Source organism: Amycolatopsis sp. NPDC003861, from assembly GCF_053605405.1.
In genome coordinates, this window is sequence record NZ_JBSGJD010000109.1 from 1 (window position 1) to 22,961 (window position 22,961).

Here is a 22,961-nt window from a genome sequence, read left to right on the forward strand (position 1 = left end):
CGGGACGGCGCCGGGGCGCGGACGGCGGCGACGGCGGGACGGCCGGGGGCGGCGGCGTGGGCTCGGCGCTCTCCGGCGTCGCGAAGTCGCCGTCCGGCGGCGGGTCCGGTGGGAGGAAGGACCGGACCATCGCGGTCGACTCGCCGTCGCCGTTGATCGTGGCGAAGGAATCCGCGACGGCGCGGGCGGTCTGGCGCTGGGCGTCGCGCACCGCGCCCATAATCGCCGCCGTCAGCCGGGCCGGGCCCAGCTCGCACGCCCGGTGGCCGAGCTCGAGGTTCGTCAGGGCGCCGTTCGGGGCCAGGGTCACCGTGACCGAGCCGTCGCGGGTGCGGACCGTCGCCCCGGCCGCCGAGAGCGCTTCGTTCAGCGCGGCCGCCTTCGACTGCATTTCCCGGACCTGCCGCTCGAGCAGGAGCTGGAAATCTTCGCCTGGCCCCAGGTTCGGTTGCACTGGATCGACTCCTCGAAGCGCCGGCGCACTCGGCCGGACGCCTTGATCGGCCAGGTTAGCGCACACCGGATGGTCGTCCGGCGTTAACGGGGAGTATGCCTCGTTGTTCCCTCGATGGTGCCCTTGTGCCCTCTACTGTGGACCTTCGGCCGCCCGGGCGGCCCGCTCCACCTCGGCGTGCCGGGCCTCCCAGAAGCTCGCGTCCCGGTCCGACGCGGTCGTGCCGTCCAGGTGCTCACGCAGGATGTCCGCGTGGCCGGCGTGGCGGTTCGTCTCGGTCAGCACGTGGACCAGGATGCTGAAGAGCAGGACGTCCGGACGCGGCCACCAGGGCACGTGCCCCGGCGCGTCGACGGCCAGCTCGGTGATCGTCGCGTCGGAGTGGGCCCACGCCCGGCGGTAGCGGGCGATGATCTCCGCACGCGACTCGTGCTCCGTCGCCCACATGTCCGTGCCGCGCGCCGCGAGGTCGTCCCACCGGGGCAGCGGCTCGGGGAACGGCCGGCCGAAGACGTCGCCGAAGTACCGGGCCTCGGTCAGCGTCAGGTGCTTGACCAGGCCGAGCAGATTGGTCCCCGTCGCGGTCAGGGGACGGCGGACGGCGTACTCGCCGAGGCCGTCCAGTTTCCCGAGCAGCTCCTCTCGCACCTCGCGCAGGTCGCCGTGCAGGTAGTTCTTCGCGAACTCGTCGATCATGGCCGCCAGCTTGTCAGCCCACGGGCACCCCGCGCACCGAAACCGGGCCGCGCGTCGGGTCCAGCTCGAGCTGCTGGTCCACGCCGGACGGCGTCAGCACGTCGAACGCCTTCGGCGCGGTCGCCGGGTTGGCGGCGCAGATCGGGGCCGTTCCGCCCGCCGCGCACAGGCCGAACGTGTACTGGCCCGCCGTCGGCGTGAACGGCCGGGCCTGGTCCGGCGAGTTGCCGTCCTGGCCGGTCAGCACCACCGCGAACGTCCAGCCCGGTCCCGGTGTCCCGAAGGCCGACTTCGCCACGCTGACCGTGATGTACCGCGTTGCCTGCGAAGCCTGCACCGACGGCGTGGCCAGCGAAGCGCCCGAAGCGTCGACGAGCGCCGGGTCGGCGAAGCCCTGGACCTCGATACGCCTGCTCCACGCGTCCTGCGAGGCGATCGTGTACGCCCGGCTCGGAAACGGCGCCGCGGTGGACGTGGCCGTCGCCGCCGGGTCGTGGCCGTAGATCGTCAGGAGCTGGGCGCCCAGCGGGGAGCCGAACGTCGGCGACAGGTCGCGGACCTGCGCCCGGAACACCAGCGTGCTGCCCGAATCGATGATCTGGAACCGCTGCAGGTCGAACGCGCCCGCGTGGAAGTCGCCCGCCGTCGGGTACGTGTACGTTCCCGGGCCGTTGTCGTCGCCGTCCGGGTCCGTCGTGTCCAGCAGCACCGTTCCGGTGACGAAGTCCGAGCTGATCGTCTTCTGCGCGTACCCCGTTCCGGCGCCGGTCGCGGTCGCCGTGACGACGTTCGCGCCGAGCGGCGTCGGCACCGTCGCGGTGAACGTCCCGGCCGCCGAAGCGCGGGTCGACAGCACCGTGGTCGTGCCCGCGTCGGTGGCCGAGACGGCGAGGTCGACGCGGCTGCCCGCGGGCGCGGTCCCGCTGACCTGCGCGGTCGCCGTGGACACCGACGCGGGCGCGTCGAGCGTCACCGGCAAGGCGGCCGGAGCGGCGGCGTACCGCGCGCGGACCTCGGCGGGCTGCTCGGGCAGCCGGCCGTCGGCCAGGGCCCGGGCCAGGCGCACCGACTGCGACTGCGCCCAGCTCAGCGGCGCCACCGAGCCGACGGACTGCCCCGGGGTGAAGCCGATGGACGCCGTTTTCGGGTCCGTGCCGTACGGGGACGCGGGCAGCGCCGGGTTCTCCCAGATCTGCTCGGGGATCAGGCCCGTCCCGTTCGTCTGGGCCCGCATCGCCCGCAGCAGGGCGGCCGCGCCGGCCCGGTCGCCGGTCTGGACCGCCTGCTCGCCGCGTTCGCCGGCCAGCACCGGCCACAGGTGCCCGGACCCGGTGTTCGTCGACGGCCAAGGCGCGCCCGTCGGGCCGCAGTTCGTCGGGTCCGGCTCGTAGCAGTCGCCGTAGCCGTCCTCGCTGCCCGCCGCCGACGTCCCGTAGCGGTACCAGCCCGGCCCGGCCGGGGTGTCCCGTTTGATCACGCGGTCCACGACGGCGAGCGACGCGGCGACGTCGGGGTCGTTCGCGGGCAGCACGCCGAGGCGGGTCAGTTCGAGGAACCCGGCGTCGACGACCGCGCGCTGGTCGGCGTCGATCGAGCCGTTGCCCAGGTTGTAGAACCACTCGGAGTTCGGGTCGCCGTTCTTGGTCAGCCGCAGGAAGTACCGGCCGCCGTACGGCCCGTTCGACGTCACGGTCCAGCCCTTGACGCTGCGCTGGAAGTGGTCGGCCGTGGCCCGGTAGACGTCCGCGCGCGCCCGGTCGCCGTTGCGCTCGGCGATCACGCCCGCGGCGACGAGCCCGGCGATCTCCGCGGCGATCGTCGAGGGGGAGTAGCCGCCCTGTTCCTCCCAGCGCTCCGACCCGAACGCCGGGCCGTGCGCGACGACGAAGTCCGCGGCCGCGCGGATGTGGTCGGTGTACAGCGTCCGGTCGCGGTCGAGCCCGGCCTGCAGCGCCATCAGGATCGGGTACGCGCTCTCGTCGAGCTGGTCGCCGCCGGAGTCGGGTGCCTTCTTGCCGTTCAGCATGGAGTTGCGCGGGAAGCGGCCGTCCGGCTGCTGCTGGCGGGTGAACAGCCACCGGACGCTCGCCCGTGCCGTCTCGCGGTCACCGGCGGCCAGGAGGCCCGAGAAGCTTTCGTAGAGGTCGCGGGCGAAGATCTCGCGGTAGGAGCCGAAGTAGACCGGCTTGCCGCCGGGCGCGTCGCCCGCCGGCACCGCCTGGCCCCACGGGCTGCCGAGCGACGCGACGACCGCGCCCGGGAACGTCTTGTCCTCACTGGCCTTCAGCACGTTGACCGACTGGTAGTACGCGTCGGAATCCTTGCCCCGCAACGGGATCAGCCCATTGTCGTAGTCGCGCCACTCGCGCGCGTACTGGCGGTAGCTCGCCTCGAACGGCGTGCGCAGGCTCGCCCCTGCGGTGGCGACCGCGGCCCGGGCGTCCGCGCCGAAGCCGAGCGCCAGCACGGCCGGGCGGCGCGGCTGCAGGTCCAGCTGCGCGGTCTGGACGACGTTGCCGTCCGCCGCCGACGACGTCGTGTCGGTGAGCCGGTGCTCGCGGTCCAGCTGGGCCAGCCCGTCGCCGGCGGTGCCGGCGAACCCGCTGGACGTGCTGAGGAACCGGCGGTCGGCGCGCAGGGCGGCGGCCAGCGGGGTGCCGTAGTCGCGGGCCGGTGCGCTCGACACCGTGTTGCTGTCGGCGCTGACCAGCGCGGACGTCGCCGCGTCGACGGTGGCGGTGTCGCCGCCGCCGTTGGCCGGGCCCCCTCCGCCGTTGCCGTTGATGCTCGCGTCGAACCGCACGTAGACCTTGAGGTCCCGGCCGGAGTCCTTCAGCGGCTCCAGCCGGGTGCGGATGAGCACCCCGGTCCGGGCCGGGTCGGTCAGGTACTCGGTGACCAGCCGGTACCGGCCACTGCGCGGGGTCGACGTCACCTCGCAGGCCATCCCGCCCGCGCTCGTGCGGACCGTGTAGGTCATGTCCCGCGCCTGCAGGTCGGTGAAGCTGCGCCCGTCGGTGACCGCGAACTGCAGCGTTTCGACGTTCGTGTTGTCGATCACCGGCGCGTAGACGTCGGACAGCACGCCGCCCGCCACGGTGAACCACGCCTTGCTCGCCGTGTTCCGCGCGGTGCCCAGGCAGTCCTTGCGGGCCAGGCCGAAGTGGGAGAGGGCGCCCGGTCCCGGCGCCGGTGCCGCGGTGGCCGCGGGGGCGGGCAGGAGGGTCGCGGCCAGCACCGCGCACAACACCACGGACGACGTCGACCGAATCATCCGCCCATCCGATCACGGCCGCCCGGGCCGCACCAGGTCCGAACGGTGCCCGGATGCCGTTATCGGTGATTGAGAATCCGAACCCGTGGGTAGCAAACCAGATGTCCCCCGAGGAGGTGAACGTGGAAGAGCTGGGATCGGACGGATGGCGGTACCGCGGCACGATTTCGCCACGGACGCTGCCGAGCTTGCGCCGGCACCTGGTGTCCTGGTTGCGGCGGCGGGCGGGTGACGAAGTCGGGCGCCAGGCCGACGACGTCGTGCTGGCGTGCTGGGAAGCGATGGCCAACGTGCTCGACCACGCCTATCACGGCCGCCCGGGGCTGATCGACGTCCGCGCCCGGATCGACCAGGACGTGCTGATCGTCACCGTCGCCGACCAGGGCCGCTGGACGACCCTGGAAGAGCGCGCGGACGGCGGCCGCGGGCTGCGCCTGATCCAGGCCCTGGTCGACGGGCTCGACCTCCGCTCGACCGACGGCGGCACGGTCATCACGCTCACCTGGCCGTTCCCGGCCCGCCGCACCGCTTAAGGCGACTGCGCCGAGGACAGGTCTTCGACGAACCGGGCCGCGATGTCCCGCAGTTTCACGTTGGTCCGCTGCGACTCGGTGACCAGCCGCTTCATCGCGTCGTCGGCGCTGATCCGGTGCACGGCCATCAGGATCCCTTTGGCCTGCTCGATCACCGCCCGCGATCGCATCGCCGCTTCGAGCTCGACGGCCCGCTGCCGGGCGTGGTGGTAGCGCCGGGTCGTGCGCAGCCCGAACGAGACGACCGTGGTGTAGAGCTGCAGCAGCCGCGAGTCGGTCTCCGCGAAGCCGTGGTTGCCGTAGCCGAAGAGGTTGAGCGCCCCGGACAGGTGTTCGTCCACGCGCAGCGGCGCGGCGAGGTAGCTGCCGACGCCGAGGTCCAGGGCCCGCGCGGTGAACTCGGGCCACGCCGCCCCGGCCGTCGCCAGCGGCACCCGGACGATCTCGCCGGTTTCCGCGGCCTGCAGGCAGGGGCCGGCGCCCGCCGCGTACTGGGCCCGGTCGATCTCGACGGCCCGCTCGTCCGTGGCGGCCGCGGTCGTCGGCTCGCCGTCGCGGATCGCGGTGATGCTCGCCATGTCGGCGCCGGGCACGGCCCGGACGGCTTCGGCGCAGACGGCGTCGAGGATCTCCGCTTCGGTCGGCTCGCTCTCCAGAGCGCCCGTGAGGTCCGCCATCGCGGCGGTCAGTTCGTCGAGGTCCTCGGGCAGGATCGGTTCACCGGTCACTCGATCATCTCCCGTCCCGGACGGCGGCGGCTCGTACCGGACCGCTGCTGCTTCAACGGAACGGCAGAACCTTACTCGCGTATGCGGCGCGATCCGCAACACCGGATCCGGGAAGAGGGCGGTGGCACCCGGCCCGTCGCTCGCTGCTGAACGTCGTGGGTTGGGCGCCGGGGGCCACCTCGCGACGGACGGCAGCACAACCCACCCGACGCACCGTCGCTGCGGGCCGCTTACCCCGTGTGCCCGAGGTCAACCGTTCAGCGGACCATGACCTTCGTGACCTGGGTGAGCCCGGACACGCGCAGCACCCGGTCGAGCAGCCGCGGCGCGAGCAGCCGGAGGTCGTGCTCGCCCGCCCGGTCGAACAGCACCGCGATGCCGGCGCTGTCGAGGTAGGTCACCCCGGTGAGGTCCACGGTGACGGCGGGGCCTGCGGCCAGCTCGCGGTCCAGCGCCGCGCCGAACTCCGCGGCGTTGCCCATGTCGATCTCACCGGTGACGGTCAGGACCCGGTCGCCGTCGTCACCCGGGCCGCCGACCAGTGTGAGTGCCGTCGTCACGAACCGATCCTCCATTCCAGCGTGACGGTGGTCCCGGACTCGTCGTGCCGGAAGGCGACCGCGTCGGCCAGCGCTTCCATCATCGGCACACCGCGTCCGCGCAGCACGTGGTTGTCCGGCGGCGGCTGCTTCCAGTGCCCCCGGTCGGTCACCGTGACGACCAGGTGCGCGCCGGTGAGCCGGGCCGCCAGGTGCGCGGTCGCCCCGGTGCCTGCACCGTAGGCGTGCTCGACGGCGTTCGCGCAAGCCTCACCGGTCGCGACCAGCACGTCCTGGGCGAGGTCCGGCTCGAGGGCCGCGTTGGCCAGCCACGCCCGCAGCCAGTGCCGGGTCGAGGCGAGGTGGTCCGGGTGGGCGGCGAATTCGAAGTCCAATGCGGGCACCGATCTGCGGTAGAGCAGCAGGGCGACGTCGTCTTCGTAGCCGCTGTCCGGGCGGAGCCGGTCCATCAGGGCGGCGGCGACGTCGTCGAGTTCCACTTCCCGCGTGTCGTGGGCGACCTTGGTGGCCCGGTCCATGCCGTCGTCGAGCGGCTCGCGGCGCCGCTCCACCAGGCCGTCGGTGTAGAGCATCAGCAGCGAGCCGATCGGCACCACCGCGGTGGCCTCCGGACGCGGTTCCGCGACCCGGACGGCCAGCGGCACGCTGCTGCCGGCGTCGAGCTGCTCCGCCGGGCCGTCGAGGTGCACCAGGGTGGCGGGCAGGTGCCCGGCGCTGCTGTAGGTGAGCGTGCCGGTGGCCGGGTCGAGGACGCCGCAGAACACGGTGGTGCACAGGGCTCCCGGCAGGCGCCAGGCGAAGCGGTCGAGCGCCACGAGGGTGTGCGCCGGGCTGCTGGCCTCCAGCAGCAGCGCGCGGCAGGCGCTGCGCAGCTGGCCCATCACCGCGGCCGCGGCGAGCCCCCGGCCGACGCAGTCGCCGACGACGATGCCGATCCGGTCGCCGGCCAGCGGGACGACGTCGTACCAGTCGCCACCGACCTCCAGGGGCGGGTTCGCCGGCTCGTAGCGCACCGCGAAGCCGTCGGGCAGCCGAGCGGGGCCGAGGATCGAGCGCTGCAGGGCCAGCGCCACCTCCCGCTGCCGGTCGTCGCGGTGGGCACGGCGCAGGGCGTGCGCCAGCGTCCCGCCCAGCAACGCCAGCAACGTCCGGTCCTCGGTGCCGAGCGGGCGGTCCGGCGCGGGCTCGACCCAGAGCGTCAGCCGGCCGCCGGGGTGGTCGACGGTGGTGCCCGCGCCGCTGTCGGCCGGGGTCGCGTGCAACGCCGGGAGCGAGCGGACGTGGTCGAGTGTCTCGCGCAGCGGCGCGGTGAGGTCCGCCCAGCGCCGGTCGGCGGGATCGGTGGACGCGAGCTCCGGCTCGCCGTCCTGGGGCCAGGTCACCGCGAGGACGCGCTGGGCGTCCCACAGTTCGCGCAGCAGCGCCAGCGCCGTGCGGAGGACTTCCGGTGCCCCGCTGATGCCGGTCAGGCGCTGGTTCATCGCGGCGAGCGCACTTTCGCGCTGCACGGCGTAGCGCTCGGCCGTGACGTCGCGGACCGTGCCGACCACCCGGCGGCGGCCCTCGTCGTCGTGCAGCTGGTTGTAGGCGATCGCGGTCCAGACCCGGTGCCCGTCCCGGTGCCGCATCGGCAGGACCAGGCTGCCGGTGCGCTGGCCCCAGGCGTGCTCGGACGCCTCGGCGACCTGGCGGTGGGCGGCGGAGTCGGCGCCGGAGTCCGGCCACCACGGGAACGGCGGGGCGTAGGGCAGCCCGTCGGTGCCGAAGCCGAGCAGTTCGGTGAACGCCGCGTTGATCTCGACGACCCGGCCCTCGGCGTCGCAGACGAAGAAGCCTTCCTGCAGCGAGTCGATCATCGCCGCGCGCCACCGGGTGTGCTGGGTCCGCAGCCTCGCCAGCTGGACGGTCGTGCGGACGCGGGCGAGCAGTTCCCGCGCCGAGAACGGCTTCACGAGGTAGTCGTCGGCTCCGGCGGCCAGGCCGTCGACGGCGGCTTCCTGCCCGGCCCGCGCCGAGAGCAGCAGCACCGGCACGGCGGCGGTGCGCGGGTCGCCGCGCAGCTCGGCGAGCAGGCCGAGGCCGTCCAGCCGCGGCATCATGACGTCGCTGATGATCAGCTCGGGCGGCTCGGCGCAGGCGGCGGCGAACGCCTCGACGCCGTCGCGCACCGCGGTGACCGCGTAGTCGTCGCGCAGCAGCCGGACGAGGTAGTCGCGCATGTCGGCGTTGTCGTCGGCGACCAGCACCCGCGCACTCGCGGCCGCGGCGGGCGCGGGCCGGGCCTCCTCACCGGTGTCCGGCAGCCAGCGCAGGGCTTCCTGCACGTACGGTTCCGCGGACTCCGCGTCCACCGTGAGCCCGCCGGCCGTGGGTCCGGCGACGACGTGCTCGGCGGGCAGGTGCCGGGTACCCAGCGGCACCCGCACCCGGAAGGTCGTCCCGGCGCCCGGTGTGCTCTCCACGGTGACGCTGCCGCCGTGCATGCCGACGAGCTCGCGCACCAGCGCCAGGCCGATCCCGCTGCCCTCGTTGGACCGCGCCCGCGCCGACGGGATCCGGTGGAACCGCTCGAACAGCCGCGGCAGCTCGGCAGCGTCGATCCCGATCCCGGTGTCGGACACCGCGACCACGGCGTGCCCGGCTTCGGCCGTGCTGGTCACCCGGATCGCGCCGTCGAAGGTGAACTTGACCGCATTGGACAGCAGGTTGAAGACGACCTTCTCCCACATCCCGCGGTCGACGTGCACCGGCTGGTCCGACGCGCGGCAGTCGACCTGGAACACCAGCCCGGCCCGCTCGACGGCGGCGCGGAAGACGCTCGCCAGCTCCGCGGTGAACGTGCCGAGGTCCACCGGTTCGAAGCGCGCCTGCATCCGGCCGGCTTCGATCCGGGAGAAGTCGAGCAGGTTGTTCACCAGCCGCCCCAGCCGCAGGGCGTTGCGCTGGATGACGTCGACCTCTTCGCGCACCCGGTCACCGGCGCCGTCGAGGGCCTCCCGCAGCTCGGCGGCGGGGCCGAGGATCAGCGTGAGCGGGGTCCGGAACTCGTGGCTGATGTTGGCGAAGAACGTCGTCTTCGCCGCGTCCAGCGCGGTCAGCTCCTCGGCACGCTGCTGCTGGGCCCGGTAGGCGATGGCGCCGTTGACCAGCGCCGTGGTCTGCTGGGCGACCAGCCCGAGGAACGTCCGGTAGGACTCGTCGAGCGCGCGCCCGGAGCTCGCCGCCAGCACGAGCACGCCGGTGGCCGCGTCCCCGGCGTCGCCGGGCAGCGGCAGCACGACCGCCTCGGTGGGCGGGGTGGACCAGCCGCCCGGCGGCAGCTCGCCGATCGTCCCGCCGGACACGGTCCGCGCGACACCGTCGGCGAGAACGTCCTTCAGCGGCCAGGCGGCCGCGTCACCCGCGCCTTCGCCGCCGGGGGTGACGGCCGCGAGCGCGAGTTCGCCGTCGCCGTCCCGGAGGTGGATCGCGGCGTAGGGGACGTCCGCGCCGGCCCGGCCCAGCACGCCGGCGACCAGTTCACAGGCCTCGCCCACGGTCCGGGCGACGCCGGCCTGCGCGCCGAGTTCGCGCAGCGTCGCCAGCCGCCGGGCGCCGATCACGCGCTCGGTCGTGTCGGTGACCGCGGTGAACACGGCCCGGACGTCGCCGTGGTCGTCGTAGACCGGGCTGTAGGAGTACGTCCAGTAGGTCTCTTCCCAGTAGCCGTGCCGGTTCATCGGCAGCAGCAGGTCCTCCGACCAGGTCGCCTCGCCGGTGGTCATCACGCTGTCGAGCATCGGGCCGATGATGTGCCAGATCTCGCCCCAGACCTCCGCGCCCGGCTTGTCCAGCGCCGGGTGCTTGGTGCCCAGCAGCGGCAGGTACGCGTCGTTGTAGAGGAACCGCAGCTCCGGCCCCCACCAGACGATCATCGGGAAGCGGGAGGTGAGGCAGATCCGGACCGCCGTGGTCAGGCTGGCCGGCCAGTCCCGGGGCGCGCCGAGCGGGGACGACGTCCAGTCGAAGTCCCGCATCCGGGCGGCCATCCGGCTGGTCCCGGGAAACACGGCGCGGTGGCCGGCCTCTTCCCCGACGCTCATCACACTCCAGGTTCACGCGGCCCAAACCGAGCCTACCCGCCCCGGCGCCGCCTCGCCGGACACGCGCGACGCCGCGTCCGGGTGATCAGCCGCCGGTCAGCCAGGTCATGGTGACCGTGGTGCCGTCGTCGCGGTGCACCTGCGCGCTGTGGTCGGCGAGGGTGTCGATGAGCAGCAGGCCGCGGCCCCGCAGCCCGTTCGAGGCGACCGGCGGGCGCCAGGTGCCGTAGTCGGTGACGGTCACGGTCAGCCGTCCGGGCAGGGCTTCGGCCCGGACGTCGACCGGGCCCGTCTCGCCGGCGGGGTAGGCGTGCTCGGCCGAGTTGGCCATCGCCTCGTAGCCGGCGAGGACGATGTCCTCCCGCCGTTCGAGGCCCAGCGGCAGCGTGGCCAGCCACCGGGCCAGCGCTTCCCGCAGTTCCGGCAGCCGTTCGGCGATGGCGGACGTGCGCCGGTGGAAGGAGGCCGGGGGAGCGGGCGCGCCGGGTTGGAGGGGGTCCGTCATGGGCTGTCCTCTCCGCGGTGGCGCACGTGGATCACGGCGATGTCGTCGTCGTGCCGTCCGCGCGTCAGTTCGTCGACGAGCTTGTCCCACGCCGTTTCGAGGTCGGCGGCGGTCAGCAGGCCCGGGATTCCCGCCAGCAGCCATCCGACGCCCAGCGTGAGGTCACGGGTGCGGCTTTCCACCAGCCCGTCGGTGTAGAGCACCAGGTCCGCGCCGACCGGGAAGCCGGCGGTGCGCTGCGGGAAGACCGAGCCGACGCCCAGCGGCTGGGCCAATGCCTCGCCGATCTGCTCGGGCGGCTCGCCCGGGCGGATGAGGATCGCGGGCAGGTGGCCGGCGTTGGCGTAGGCGAGCGTCCCGTCGGTGGGCCGGTGGACCGCGTAGAAGCAGGTCACGAAGCTTTCGCCGAACAACCCGGTGGTCAGCTCGGAGACGTTGCGCAGCACCTCCGACGGCGGCAGCTCCAGCAGGGCGTAGCTGCGGATGGCCGTGCGGACCTGGCCCATCACCGTCGCCGCGGTGACGCCGTGGCCGACGACGTCGCCGATGACGAACGCGGTGGCCCCGGACGGCAGCCGGATCACGTCGAACCAGTCGCCGCCGACCTTGCTCCCGGTGGCCGCGGGCAGGTACCGGGTGAACACGTCGAGGCCCGGGGTGGGCGGGGCGACCGGCAGCATGCTGCGGGACAGCTCGGTGGCGAGGGTGCGCTCGCGCTCGTAGAGGCGGGCGTTGTCCAGCGCGATGGCCGTGTAGGCGGCGATGCCCTCGGCCAGGTACTCGTGCCGCGCGGTGAACCGGTCCGGCTCGGGGTGGCCGAAGAAGAACCCGCCCAGCACCTCGCCGGAGGTCGGGCTGAGCACCGACACGGCGAGGTAGCTGCACACCGGCAGGTGGCCTTCCGGCATCCCGTGGTGGGGCGCGTTCCGGCCGAACCGCGGATCCTTCGTGATGTCGGGACTGCGAACGGTGCCGGCGCCGTCGAAGGTCGGTGCGAACACGTCGGTGTTGCGCGGCATGGGGAACCGGGCGAACGCCTCCCGCGGCACCCCGGAGATCGTGTACAGCGTGTACGACTCGCCGAACTCGTTGATCAGGTTGTAGAAGAACGCGCCGAAGCCGGCTCCGGTCGCCTTCGTGGCCGCGTCCGTCGCGTCCTGCACGATCCGGTCGATGTCGAGCTGCGCGGTCAGTTCCCGGCCGGTGGAGTGCAGCGCGTCCAGGACCGCGGCTTCGCCCCGCAGCCGCCGGACGGTGGCGGCCAGGCCGGCGGTGGCGGCGTCGATCGCGGCGGCGACGGCCGCGGGCACCCCGCCGAGGTTCTCGGTGGTATAGACCAATGCGCCGCGCTCGCCGCCGTCGGCCGCGACGGCGACCGCGTGGGTGATCTCCTGGCCCGGCACCAGGTCCGCGAGCGCCTCGGGATCGGTCACCGCCCGCGCGACGTGCTCGCCGAGCACCGCGCGCACCTCGGCCGCGCCGAGGGCGTGGACCTCGGTGGTGGCCGGAACGCCTTCGCCGCCGACGAAGGCGGCCCGCACCGCGTCGAGGACCGTGTCGAACTCCGAACGGGACGTCATCAGGGAGCCAGCGCTTCGGACAGCGACGGGTAGATGGCGAACTCGTCGATCAGCCGGGTCAGTTCCAGCGGGCGCAGCGTGATCCGGCCGGTGGCCACCACCCGCAGCGGCGCCGAGGCGGCGGGCCCGCGATGCGCCCGGACCAGCTCGGCCATGCCCGCCGAGGCCAGGAACGTGACCTCGGTGAGGTCGATGACGAGCAGCGACGGCCGCAGCCGCGCGGCCCGTTCGGCCAATTGGCGCAGTTTCGGGGCGAGTGCGAGGTCGAGGGCGCCTTCGACGCGCAGCACCGCCACGCCGTCCCGGTGCTCCAGCACGACCGATCCCGCGGGCCCGGCGGCGTCGTCGAGTGAGTCCCCCGTCACGTCCCGTTCGCCCATGGCGCCCATCTTGCCTGCTGGGAGAGGCGGCCGAAAGCGGAGGGGGTGCTGACACGGCGGCCGGTGGCCCGGGCAGGCATGATTGACAGTGGTTGAGCAGACAGCCTTCGTGATCACGCACGCCCGCCGGTTCCCCGGTGGAGCTGCCGAAGGCGAGGAGAAAAACCCATGACCGAGCACACCCACCTCGAAAGCTCGGCCACCGCTGTGCCGTTCGGGGAGTTCCGGATCGCCCGGACGGAGCAGGGAGAAGCAGTCGTCGTCGAGGTCGCCGGAGACGTGGACACGACCACCGCGCCCGCACTCGTGCAGGCCGCGGACGAAGCGCTGGCGGCGCAGCCGCCGGTGCTGGTGGTCGACCTGACCCGCGTCGAGTTCCTCGCGTCACCCGGCCTGACCGCGTTGCTGACCATCCACCGCAACGCCGGCACCGGCACCGCGGTCCGGATCGTCGCGTCCGGCCGGGCGACCCTGCGCCCGATCCAGCTGACCGGGCTGGAGGAGAGCCTTTCGCTCTTCCCGACCCGCGAAGCGGCGCTCGCCGGGTCCTGACCCGATCGTCCCGGCCGCTTCACCCGGCCGGGACGGCGCGGCGCCGGATGGCCAGCACGGCGACGTCGTCCTGGGCCGCCCGGTTGCCGATCATCGTCGCCATCACCTGCGCGCAGACTCGTTCGGGATCCCCGGCGCGCAAGCTTTCGGCCAGCTGCGTCATGCCGACGTCCACCGGGCGGTCCCGGCGCTCCACCAGGCCGTCGGTGTAGAACACCAGCACGGCGTCTTCCGGTAGCTCGACCACCGTCGTCCGGCGCTCCGGCACGCCGATGGTCAGCCCGATCGGGGGATCCGGGGGCGAGTCCACCAGCCGGCCCGGCGCGCCGGGCTCGGCGAGCACCGGGGGCAGGTGCCCGGCGAGCGACAGCGTCAGCGCCTCGCGGTCCGGGCCGATGATCCCGTAGGCCACCGTGGCCATCGCGCCGTGTTCGAAGTGGTTGGCCTTGCGGTCGAGCTTGGCGAGCACCTCGGCGGGGCTTTCGGAGTCGAGGGCGTAGGCGCGCAGGGCACTGCGCAGCCGCCCCATGATCACCGCCGCGTCGAGGCCGTGGCCGGAGACGTCGCCCATCACCACGCCGAGCCGGTCACCCGGCAGGGAGAACAGGTCGTACCAGTCCCCGCCGAGCCCGGTCTCGGCACCGGGCACGTACCGGGCGCCGAAGTCCAGGCCCGGCACGTCGGGCAGGCTGCTGGGCAGCAGGCTGCGCTGCAGCGCCATGGTGGCGGTGCGGTTCTCCTCCAGGGCCTCCACCTGGATCGCCATCGCGAGGCGGTCGGCGAGCAGCTGCATGGTGGCCACTTCGGGCTCGCCGAACTCCCGGTGCGCGACCGAACCGACGTGCAGCACCCCGACGAGCTCGCTGCCCGCCAGCATCGGCACGCCGAGCATGGAGTGCAGGCCGCGTTCCCACAGCAGGGAGTTCACGACGGTGGTTTCGTCGACGTGGTCCAGGATCACCGGAGCGCGCTGGAGCGCCACCGTGCCGGCGAACCCGCTGCCCACCGGCACCCGCACGCCTTGGTGGACCTCCTCTTCGATGCCCGCCGCGGCGAACGCCACCAGCTGGCGGCCGCTGGGCTGGTACCGCAGCACGGTCGCGGTGTCGACCGCCATGACCTCGCGCAGGCGGTCGAGCGTCTCGGCGAGCATTTCGGCCAGACCGAGGTGCGCGGCCGGAGCGCCGATGATCGCCTCCAGCTGCTGCAGCCGGTTCTGGGCGTCGAGACTTCGCGACATGGAACGACCCTAGCCGCAACTGGTTTGCGGTCCTAACCATCCCGGGTTTCGACGGCGGGTCCCGCGGGGTAACCAGCCGGTCGTGAACGTCGACTTGGACTGGGTGGGTGTGCTGCGGCACGGCCAGAGCACCGGGAACGTGGCCAGGGAAGAGGCGGAATCGGCCGGCGCGGACGTGATCGAGATCGCCGAGCGCGACGCCGACGTGCCGCTCACGGACCTGGGCCGGGAACAGGCTTCCGCGGCCGGGAAGTTCCTCGCCGAGCACCCGCCGGACGTCGTCGTCACCTCGACCTACCGCCGCGCCTGGGACACCGCGCGGCTGGCCGCGCCCGACGGCGTGCCGATCATCCCGGACGAACGGCTGCGCGACCGGGAGCTCGGCGTGCTGGACCTGCTGACCTCGCACGGCGTCGCCGAGCGGTGGCCCGACGAGCTGCGGCGCAAGCGGCGGCTGGGCAAGTTCTACTACCGGCCGCCGGGCGGGGAGTCCTGGGCGGACGTCGTGCTGCGGCTGCGGTCCCTGCTCACCGAGCTGAGCGTGGAGCACGCCGGAAAGCGCGTTCTGCTGGCCGCGCACGAGATGACCGTCTTCGCCCTGCGCTACCTGCTCGAAGGGCTGCCCGAACCCGATCTGCTGCGCGCGGCGAACGCCACCGAGGTCCCGAACGGGTCGGTGACGGCCTGGGAACGCGACGCCGACGGCGGGTTCACCATGGTGCTGGCCCAGGAGGTCGGCCACCTGCACGCCACCGACACCCCGCCGACGGCGGACGACGATGCCGCGCAGCAGCTCACCTGACCCGGCGCCGATCAGCCCGGCCCTGCTGCGGGACTGGCGGATCGGCGCGGAGGACCGGGGCACCGTGCTCGTGCTCGGCGGCGCCCGGACCGTGCCGGGCGCGCCGGCGCTGTCCGGGACCGCCGCCCTGCGCGCCGGAGCCGGCACGCTGCAGCTGGCGGTCGCCGAACGGCACGCGAGCGCGATCGGCGTTTCGGTGCCCGAGTCGTCGGTGTTCGGCCTGCCGGAGACCCCGACCGGGGCGATCGCCGCCGACGACAGCCTGACCGAAGTGCTCTCCGGCGCCGGCACCGTCGTGATCGGCCCCGGTCTGACCGGCGTCGCGGAGACCGAGGAGCTGCTGCGCCGGCTGGTGCCGGCGATCGCCCCGGACGCGCGGGTGGTGCTGGACGCCTTCGCGCTCGGCGCGCTGAGCCGGGACCCGGCCCTCGCGGAGCCCCTGTCCGGCCGGCTCCTGCTGACGCCGAACCGGGTGGAAGCCGCTTTCCTCGACGGCTGCGGGGAAAAGGACGTCGACGACCTCGAGACGGCGGTCCGGATCGCCGGCCGCTACGGCGGTGTGGTGCTGCTGATGGGCGTGGTCGCCGCGCCGGACGGCCGGGTCTGGCGCGACGGCAGCGGCCACGTCGGCCTGGCGACGTCCGGCAGCGGCGACGTCCTGGCCGGCCTGACCGGCGGCTTCCTCGCCCGGGGCGCGGCCGTCGACCAGGCGGCCTGCTGGGCGACGCACGTCCACGCCGTGGCCGGCCAGCGCCTGATCCCCGACACCGGCAGCACCGGCCTGCTGGCCCGGGAGCTGGTGGCGGAGATCCCGCGCGTCATCGCCGAGCTGGAGCGCTGAGCGTCACCGCTGGGCGGTGGGCCGCACGATGACCTCGTTGACGTCCACGCCGTCCGGCTGCCCGATCGCGTAGGCGACGGCCCCGGCGATCGCGTCCGCCGGGAGGGTGACCGCGCGGTAGGCGCGCATCGCCTCCTGCGCGCCCGGTTCGGTGATGCTGTCGGCCAGCTCGGACTCGGTGACGCCGGGGGAGATGGTCGTCACGCGGATACCCGGGCCGGCCTCCAGGCGCAGGCCCTCGGTGATCGCCCGGGCCGCGTACTTGGTGCCGCAGTAGACCGCGGCCGTCGGCACCACCTCGTGCGCGCCGGTGGAGGCGATCGTCACGAAGTGCCCGGCGCCTGCGCGCCGGAAGTGCGGCAGCACGGCCGCGATCCCGTGCAGCAGGCCGCGGACGTTGACGTCGATCATCCGGTCCCATTCGTCGACGTGCAGCGAGTCCAGCCGCGACAGCGGCATCACGCCGGCGTTGGCGACGAAGACGTCGATCCGCCCGTGCGCTTCGACGGCGGCGTCGGCGAAGGCGGCGACGTCCGCGCGGTCGGTGACGTCGAGGCGGTGGACGTCGGCGGTGCCGCCCGCGTCGTGGATCTCCTTGGCCAGCGCGGTCAGCCGGTCTTCGCGCCGGGCGCCGAGCACGACGTGGTGGCCTTCGCCGGCCAGGCGGAGTGCGGTGGAGCGGCCGATGCCGCTGCTGGCGCCGGTGATGAGGACGGTCTTCACAGGGTTCCTTCCGGGAAGTCGGCGGCGAGGGTGGTCTCGCGCCAGGTGTCGAACGTGGAGCGGAGGGCGTCGAGCCGGGCGGTGGCGATGTCGTAGGCGGCCCGGCCGAGGAGCAGGCGCAGCGGCGGTTCGTCGCTGCCGACGGCGGTGAGGATGGCTTCGGCGGCGCGGGCCGGGTCGCCCGGCTGCCGGCCGTAGGTGGCGAGCGTCGCCTCCCGGCGGGCGCCCGCGGTCTCGGCGTAGTCGTCGATGCGGACCGCCGACTGCCGCATCGAGGGGCCGGACCAGTGGGTGCGGAACGCGGCGGGCTCGACGATGGTCACCTTGATGCCCAGCGGCGCCACCTCCGCGGCGAGGGACTCCGACAACCCCTCCACGGCGAACTTCGTCGCGTGGTAGTAGCCGGTGGCGCCGAAGGCGGCCAGGCCGCCGAGCGACGACACGGTGACGATGTGGCCGCTGCGCCGCGCCCGCATACCGGGCAGGACCGCCCGGGTGACGTCGGCGAGGCCGAAGACGTTGGTGTCGAACAGTTTCCGGATCTCCGCGTCCTCGCCTTCTTCGACCGCGGCGAGGTAGCCGTAGCCGGCGTTGCCGACCAGGACGTCGATCCGGCCGAACGTCGTCTCGGCCCGTTTCACGGCGTCGATGACCTGGTCGTGGTCGGTGACGTCGAGCGGCAGGGCGAGCGCGCGGTCGCCGTGCGCTTCGGCGAGGCCGGCGACCTGCGCCGGATCGCGGGCGGTGACGACCGCGCGCAGTCCGCGGCCGAGCACGGCTTCGGCCAGGGCGCGGCCGAGGCCGGTGGAGCAGCCGGTGATGAACCAGACCGGGTTTTCGGGCACGACGAAGTACTCCATCCATTGTGGAGGGATGTGGGAAAGGTGGGTTCAGGAAGCGGCGAGACTGCCCAGGAGCTTCAGCGCCGCTTCCGACGGGCTGCCCGGCTCGGCTTGGTAGACGATCAGCTGCTGCCCCGGGGCGCTGTTCACGGTCAGCGCCTCGTAGCTCAGCTCCAGCTCGCCGACCAGCCGGTGCCGGAACCGCTTGGTTTCGCGGGTCTTCTGCCGGATGTCGTGGCGGGCCCACAGCCGGCGGAAGTCCGCGCTCTTGACCGACAGCTCGCCGACCGTGTCGATGAGCTGCGGGTCGTCCGGGTCGATCCCGGCCGCCGCCCGCAGGCCGCCGACCGTGTTCACGGCCACGCGCTCCCACTCCGGGTAGAACTCGCGCGCGTCCGGATCCAGGAACACCAGGCGGATCAGGTCGCCGCTGTGGGCGTGCCCGGCGAACAGCGCCTGGCCCAGCGCGTTGTGCGCGAGCACGTCCAGACACCGGCCGAGCACGAGCGCGGGCGTGTCCGGCCAGCCGTCCATCAGGCGCAGCAGGTTCGGGCTGACCTGCTCACGCCGCCGGGCGCGCCGGCGCCGGACCGGCTCCGGCCGGGCCAGCCGGTGCAGGTGGGCTACAGCGTCGTCGTCCAGCGCCAGCCCGCGGGCGAGCGCGTCGACGACCTGCGCCGACGGGTTCCGCTCCCGGCCTTGTTCGAGCCGGACGTAGTAGTCGGTGCTGACGCCGGCCAGCAGCGCCACCTCCTCGCGGCGCAGGCCCGCCACCCGGCGCGACCCGCCCGCGGGCAGGCCGAGCTCCTCGGGACCCACCTGTTCGCGGCGGGCCCGGAGGAACTCCCCGAGGGCGTTTTCCTTGGCCATGATCCGAGGCTAACCCGGAATCGGCGCACGAGCCTGGCCGTGGCGCACCCACCCTCAGACCAGCCGGATCGGCTCCTCGTCGTCGGCCGGGTCGGCGCGCAGCAGCGTCGCGGTGGCCGTCCGGCCGTCGACGTCCAGCTCCATGACCGCGTTGCCGAAGTGCGGCCCGGACACGCAGTGCCACGACAGCGGCGCGGGCGGAACCCCGGTCTTGCGCGCCAGCCACTCGCTCACCCTGGTGAGTGACCGCGCCCAGCCCGCCCGGAACAGCCGGTTCATGTACCACGGCACGGTGTTGTGCACCGGCGAGCAGGTCAGCTGGTGGACCGGCGCCGCGGTGCCGCCCGGGAACCACGCCTGCGCGACGTACGCGTGGTGGACGTCGCCCGAAAGCACGCTCACCGACGCGGGCCCGTCGTCCGCGACCCGGGCGATCAGCTTCGCCAGCCGCTCGAACGACGCGCGGAACGCCGGCCAGTGCTCCAGGTCCACCAGCTGCCGGAACCACTCGCTGGCCCGCCCCACCAGTCCGGGCCGGGCGCAGAGCCGCTCGTTGACCGACTGCGCGGCCGACAGCGCGGTGGGCAGCAGCCACGGCAGCGACGTGCCGATCAGCAGGTGGTCGAACTCGCCCGACGCCTGCTCCTCGATCCAGCCGAACTCCTCCTCGCCGATCATCGAGCGCTGCCCGCCCTCGAGGATCCGCCCGGCGCGGGAGTCGATCACCAGCAGCCGGACCGGGCCGAAGTCGCGCCGGTAGGACCACCGGGTGCCCTTGGCGCCGTCGGCCTCCCGGTCGGCGCGGTCGGCGAACTCGCGCAGCAGCTCGGCGTTGTCCTCGCCCGACTTGCTGACCTGCTGGTAGAGGTCGTCTTCGGCGAGCTCGCGCGGGCCGAGGTTGCCGAGGTGCTGGTAGACCCAGTACGAGACGAGCGCGCCGCGGATCCGCTCCGGCCACCACGACGTCCGGGCCATCTTCTCGCGCCAAGCCTGCGAAGTGTTCCAGTCGTCGCGGACGTCGTGGTCGTCGAAGATCATCGACGTCGGCACGGTGGACAGCAGCCAGCGGACCGCCGGGTCGCACCAGGCCTCGAAGTACAGGTGGCAGTACTCCTCGAAGTCGGCGACCTCGTGGCCGGGCGGCTGCTCGGTGTCCCGCCGGGTGGCGAGCCACTCCTGCGTCGCGTCGGTGGTTTCGTCGGCGTAGACCTGGTCGCCGAGCAGCAGCAGCGACTCCGGCCACTCGGCCTCGTCGAGGCCGGCGATCCGGTGGGCGTAGGCGGCGAGCGCGTCCGGCCCCAGCGCGTCCTGCTCCCGCGGCTTGCGGCAGGACCCGAACACCAGCCGGAACCGGGGATCGCCGGGTGCCAGCGTCCGGATCCGGCTCGGCGGCAGGTCGCCGTCCGGTTCGGGCCAGACGACGGCGCCGTCGAGCCGCACCTCGTACGGCGTGCTCCGCCCCGGCTCCAGCCCGGTGAGCACGACCAGCGCGTAGTGGTGGCCGGCGACCTCGAACGTCCGGGCACCGGCCTCGCCGATGCGTACTTCGCACGGGCCGTCCGTCTCGACCCAGATCGTCGCCGAGGTGGCATCGACGTGCCGCAGCAGCGGGCCCAGCAGGAGCTCGGTCATCCCGGAATCCTGCCAGAACTCCGGCGGCGCGGCCGATCGGTGAACCGCTCGAAAGTTCCCGAAACGTTTCGATAATCGTTGACCGGCCGGGGGACGGCGACGAACCATCGTCGCAGCTGCGCTCCCGCCCCCGGAAAGGATTCCCTCGAGTGCGAAGACTCCTCACCGCCCTTTCCGCCGCCGTCCTGGCGATCGCCGCGTCGATCGTGCTGGTCGTGGCGGCGCAGCCGGCGTCCGCGGCGAGCCTGACGCGGGTCACCGACTTCGGCAGCAATCCCAGCAACCTCAACATGTACACGTACGTCCCGGACCGCGTCGCCGCCCGCCCGGCGCTGCTGGTGGCCGTCCACTACTGCACCGGCTCGGCGTCGGCGATCTTCAACGGCTACGCCCGCGACTACGTCACGGCGGCCGACCAGTACGGGTACGTCATCGTGTTCCCGGAGGCCACCCGCAGCGGGCAGTGCTTCGACGTGTCCTCGCCGCAGGCGCTGTCCCGGGGCGGCGGCAGCGACCCCGTCGGCATCCTGTCGATGGTCAACTGGGCCAAGCAGCGCTACAACGTCGACTCGTCCCGCGTGTACGTCACCGGGTTCTCCTCGGGCGCGATGATGACGAACGTGCTCGCGGCGGAGTACCCGGACGTGTTCGCCGCCGGTTCGGCGTTCATGGGCGTGCCCGCCGGCTGCTTCGCGACCACCGACGGGTCCAGCTGGAACAGCCAGTGCTCGGGCGGCCAGCTGATCAAGTCCGCGCAGCAGTGGGGCGACCAGGCCCGCCAGATGAGCGGCGGCCGCACCGGCCCGTTCCCGCGGATGCAGCTGTGGCACGGCACGGCCGACGACACGCTGCGCTACCCGAACTTCGGGGAAGAGATCAAGCAGTGGACCAATCTGCAGGGCGTCAGCCAGACGCCTTCGTCGAGTGACGCCCCGCAGTCGGGCTGGACGCGCACCCGCTACGGTGCCACCGGTACGCAGGCGCCGGTCGAGGGCATCAGCGTCCAGGGCGCGGGGCATTCACTGCCGCAGAACGGGATGATCGCGTACGCGATCGCGTTCCTGGGCCTGAACAGCGGTGGCTCCACGACGACGCCGACCACGACTTCCACACCGCCGGCCGGGACGACGCTGGGCAGCGCGGCGGCGAGCAGCGGGCGGTACTTCGGCACGGCGGTTTCGGCGAGCAAGCTGTCGGACAGCGTGTACACGGGCATCCTCAGCCGTGAGTTCTCCATGATCACCCCGGAGAACGAGATGAAGATCGACGCGACCGAGCCGTCGCAGGGCCAGTTCTCGTACGCCAACGCGGACCGGATCGTGAACCAGGCGACGAGCCAGGGCGCCCGGATGCGCGGGCACACGCTGGCCTGGCACCAGCAGCAGCCGGGCTGGATGCAGGGCATGGAGGGTTCGGCGCTGCGGCAGGCGATGCTCAACCACGTCACCCAGGTCGTGACCCACTACCGCGGCAAGATCTACGCGTGGGACGTGGTGAACGAGGCGTTCGAGGACGGCGGTTCCGGCGCCCGGCGCAATTCCAACCTCCAGCGCACGGGCAACGACTGGATCGAGGCGGCGTTCGCCGCCGCGCGGGCGGCGGACCCGGGCGCGAAGCTCTGCTACAACGACTACAACACCGACGACTGGAACCAGGCGAAGACCCAGGCCGTGTACCGCATGGTCCAGGACTTCAAGTCCCGGGGCGTGCCGATCGACTGCGTCGGCTTCCAGTCGCACTTCAACCCCAACAGCCCGGTGCCGTCGAACTACCGGACGACGTTGCAGAACTTCGCGAACCTCGGCGTCGACGTCCAGCTCACCGAGCTCGACATCGAGGGCTCGGGAACGGCGCAGGCGGCCAACTTCCGCACGGTGACCGAGGCGTGCATGGCGGTCACGCGGTGCACGGGCATCACGGTGTGGGGCATCCGCGACACGGATTCGTGGCGGGCGTCGGGAACACCGCTGCTGTTCGACGGCAACGGCCAGAAGAAGGCGGCCTACACGGCGGTCCTCGAGGCGCTGAACGGCGACGTCCCGCCGACCACCACCACGCCCACCACCCCCACCACCACGCCCACCACTACGACCCCGGCGCCTGGCGGCTGTTCGGCGGCGTACGCGCGGACGGCCGAGTGGAACGTCGGCTTCAACGGCCAGGTGACGGTGTCGGGGACGAACAACTGGACGCTGACGATCACGTTCCATTCGCCGCAGAAGGTGATCGGCAGCTGGAACTACACGGGAACGTGGGACAGCACCGGCTACGTCCTGACGGCCAAGCCCAACGGCAGCGGCGACGTCATCGGCTTCACGGTCCAGCACGGCGGCAACCTCACCGACCCGACGGTGACCTGCACGAGTCCATAGTGGTCGTGATCACAGGTTCCAGGTGCTGCGAAAACTGTCGGTGGTGACGGATAGCCTCAGCACATGGAAAAGGACGACGCGACAGTCCCGGCGCACCAGCTCACCAAGGGCCAGTGGTTCTGGCACGAGCCGGCGCCGGGGCTGCCCGCGTGGCAGCTGCAGGTGAACTCGGCGGAGTTGCTGGAGGACTCCGTCGAGATCTTCACGACGGACGGGGAGCGGGAGCTGGTTTCGTACCCGAGGAACAGGCTGGTCCGCCTGGCCGAGGCGGCTTGAGGGGGTGGTCTGCCGGGCG

At 73.2% G+C, this 22,961-nt stretch carries 20 protein-coding genes; 6 read left to right on the forward strand and 14 right to left on the reverse strand.

Features of this window, described 5'->3' with window-relative positions:
* From ACWEVN_RS25425 to ACWEVN_RS25435, 3 genes are all read right to left on the reverse strand, one after another.
* A partial coding sequence (locus ACWEVN_RS25425; RefSeq protein WP_452052961.1) for a YbaB/EbfC family nucleoid-associated protein occupies positions 1–454 on the reverse strand: 454 nt, incomplete at its 3' end.
* 132 nt (positions 455–586) lie between these two features.
* Entirely contained in the window at positions 587–1,150 is a 564-nt protein-coding gene (locus ACWEVN_RS25430) for a DinB family protein (RefSeq protein ID WP_452052962.1), read from the reverse strand.
* Positions 1,151–1,163: 13 nt separating this feature from the next.
* Positions 1,164–4,424 carry a glucodextranase DOMON-like domain-containing protein gene (locus ACWEVN_RS25435; protein ID WP_452052963.1) on the reverse strand — a complete coding sequence of 1,087 codons (3,261 nt, stop codon included), beginning with the start codon at positions 4,422–4,424 and terminating at the stop codon, positions 1,164–1,166.
* Between the two features lie 122 nt (positions 4,425–4,546).
* Here ACWEVN_RS25435 and ACWEVN_RS25440 point away from each other — a divergent pair, with 122 nt between their 5' ends.
* Positions 4,547–4,957, forward strand: coding sequence for an ATP-binding protein (locus ACWEVN_RS25440; RefSeq protein ID WP_449684226.1), 411 nt, complete (start codon positions 4,547–4,549; stop codon positions 4,955–4,957).
* On the opposite strand, the gene ACWEVN_RS25445 is transcribed toward ACWEVN_RS25440, so the two are convergent.
* The 6 genes from ACWEVN_RS25445 to ACWEVN_RS25470 all read right to left on the reverse strand — a co-directional run bounded on the left by ACWEVN_RS25445 (position 4,954) and on the right by ACWEVN_RS25470 (position 12,792).
* Complete coding sequence (locus ACWEVN_RS25445) at positions 4,954–5,685, reverse strand: ANTAR domain-containing protein (protein WP_449684225.1); 732 nt, start codon at positions 5,683–5,685, stop codon at positions 4,954–4,956. The genes ACWEVN_RS25440 and ACWEVN_RS25445 overlap by 4 nt on opposite strands.
* Positions 5,686–5,942: 257 nt before the next feature.
* Positions 5,943–6,245 carry an STAS domain-containing protein gene (locus tag ACWEVN_RS25450; RefSeq protein WP_310971500.1) on the reverse strand — a complete coding sequence of 101 codons (303 nt, stop codon included), beginning with the start codon at positions 6,243–6,245 and terminating at the stop codon, positions 5,943–5,945.
* A complete protein-coding gene (locus tag ACWEVN_RS25455; RefSeq protein ID WP_452052964.1) occupies positions 6,242–10,327 on the reverse strand; it encodes a SpoIIE family protein phosphatase in 4,086 nt (1,361 codons plus the stop codon). The genes ACWEVN_RS25450 and ACWEVN_RS25455 overlap by 4 nt, the downstream gene beginning before the upstream one ends.
* An 85-nt stretch (positions 10,328–10,412) precedes the next feature.
* Positions 10,413–10,832 carry an ATP-binding protein gene (locus tag ACWEVN_RS25460; RefSeq protein ID WP_449684223.1) on the reverse strand — a complete coding sequence of 140 codons (420 nt, stop codon included), beginning with the start codon at positions 10,830–10,832 and terminating at the stop codon, positions 10,413–10,415.
* The gene (locus tag ACWEVN_RS25465) at positions 10,829–12,412 is read right to left on the reverse strand and encodes a PP2C family protein-serine/threonine phosphatase (RefSeq protein WP_452052965.1); all 1,584 of its coding nucleotides are present in this window, start codon (positions 12,410–12,412) and stop codon (positions 10,829–10,831) included. The genes ACWEVN_RS25460 and ACWEVN_RS25465 overlap by 4 nt, the downstream gene beginning before the upstream one ends.
* Positions 12,412–12,792, reverse strand: coding sequence for an STAS domain-containing protein (locus tag ACWEVN_RS25470; RefSeq protein WP_452052966.1), 381 nt, complete (start codon positions 12,790–12,792; stop codon positions 12,412–12,414). Before ACWEVN_RS25470 ends, ACWEVN_RS25465 begins: the two co-directional genes overlap by 1 nt.
* Before the next feature lie 168 nt (positions 12,793–12,960).
* On the opposite strand from ACWEVN_RS25470, the gene ACWEVN_RS25475 reads away from it, so the two are divergent.
* Positions 12,961–13,344 carry an STAS domain-containing protein gene (locus ACWEVN_RS25475; protein ID WP_449684221.1) on the forward strand — a complete coding sequence of 128 codons (384 nt, stop codon included), beginning with the start codon at positions 12,961–12,963 and terminating at the stop codon, positions 13,342–13,344.
* Between the two features lie 19 nt (positions 13,345–13,363).
* Here the strand turns inward: ACWEVN_RS25475 and ACWEVN_RS25480 are convergent, their stop codons facing one another.
* Positions 13,364–14,584, reverse strand: coding sequence for a PP2C family protein-serine/threonine phosphatase (locus ACWEVN_RS25480; protein ID WP_452052967.1), 1,221 nt, complete (start codon positions 14,582–14,584; stop codon positions 13,364–13,366).
* 82 nt (positions 14,585–14,666) lie between these two features.
* On the opposite strand from ACWEVN_RS25480, the gene ACWEVN_RS25485 reads away from it, so the two are divergent.
* Positions 14,667–15,386, forward strand: coding sequence for a histidine phosphatase family protein (locus ACWEVN_RS25485; RefSeq protein ID WP_452052968.1), 720 nt, complete (start codon positions 14,667–14,669; stop codon positions 15,384–15,386).
* Complete coding sequence (locus tag ACWEVN_RS25490; RefSeq protein WP_452052969.1) at positions 15,364–16,227, forward strand: NAD(P)H-hydrate dehydratase; 864 nt, start codon at positions 15,364–15,366, stop codon at positions 16,225–16,227. Before ACWEVN_RS25485 ends, ACWEVN_RS25490 begins: the two co-directional genes overlap by 23 nt.
* A gap of 3 nt (positions 16,228–16,230) precedes the next feature.
* On the opposite strand, the gene ACWEVN_RS25495 is transcribed toward ACWEVN_RS25490, so the two are convergent.
* The 4 genes from ACWEVN_RS25495 to ACWEVN_RS25510 are packed head-to-tail and all read right to left on the reverse strand — an operon-like array spanning position 16,231 to position 20,294.
* Entirely contained in the window at positions 16,231–16,950 is a 720-nt protein-coding gene (locus tag ACWEVN_RS25495; protein ID WP_452052970.1) for an SDR family oxidoreductase, read from the reverse strand.
* Complete coding sequence (locus tag ACWEVN_RS25500) at positions 16,947–17,810, reverse strand: oxidoreductase (RefSeq protein ID WP_452052971.1); 864 nt, start codon at positions 17,808–17,810, stop codon at positions 16,947–16,949. Before ACWEVN_RS25500 ends, ACWEVN_RS25495 begins: the two co-directional genes overlap by 4 nt.
* 30 nt (positions 17,811–17,840) lie before the next feature.
* The gene (locus ACWEVN_RS25505; RefSeq protein ID WP_449684215.1) at positions 17,841–18,662 is read right to left on the reverse strand and encodes a helix-turn-helix transcriptional regulator; all 822 of its coding nucleotides are present in this window, start codon (positions 18,660–18,662) and stop codon (positions 17,841–17,843) included.
* 54 nt (positions 18,663–18,716) lie between these two features.
* A complete protein-coding gene (locus tag ACWEVN_RS25510) occupies positions 18,717–20,294 on the reverse strand; it encodes an alkaline phosphatase D family protein (protein WP_449684214.1) in 1,578 nt (525 codons plus the stop codon).
* Between the two features lie 149 nt (positions 20,295–20,443).
* Here ACWEVN_RS25510 and ACWEVN_RS25515 point away from each other — a divergent pair, with 149 nt between their 5' ends.
* Both ACWEVN_RS25515 and ACWEVN_RS25520 read left to right on the forward strand, forming a co-directional pair.
* Positions 20,444–22,666 carry an extracellular catalytic domain type 1 short-chain-length polyhydroxyalkanoate depolymerase gene (locus tag ACWEVN_RS25515; protein WP_452052972.1) on the forward strand — a complete coding sequence of 741 codons (2,223 nt, stop codon included), beginning with the start codon at positions 20,444–20,446 and terminating at the stop codon, positions 22,664–22,666.
* 63 nt (positions 22,667–22,729) lie between these two features.
* Positions 22,730–22,942, forward strand: coding sequence for a hypothetical protein (locus tag ACWEVN_RS25520; RefSeq protein ID WP_452052973.1), 213 nt, complete (start codon positions 22,730–22,732; stop codon positions 22,940–22,942).
* Positions 22,943–22,961: the final 19 nt, after the last annotated feature.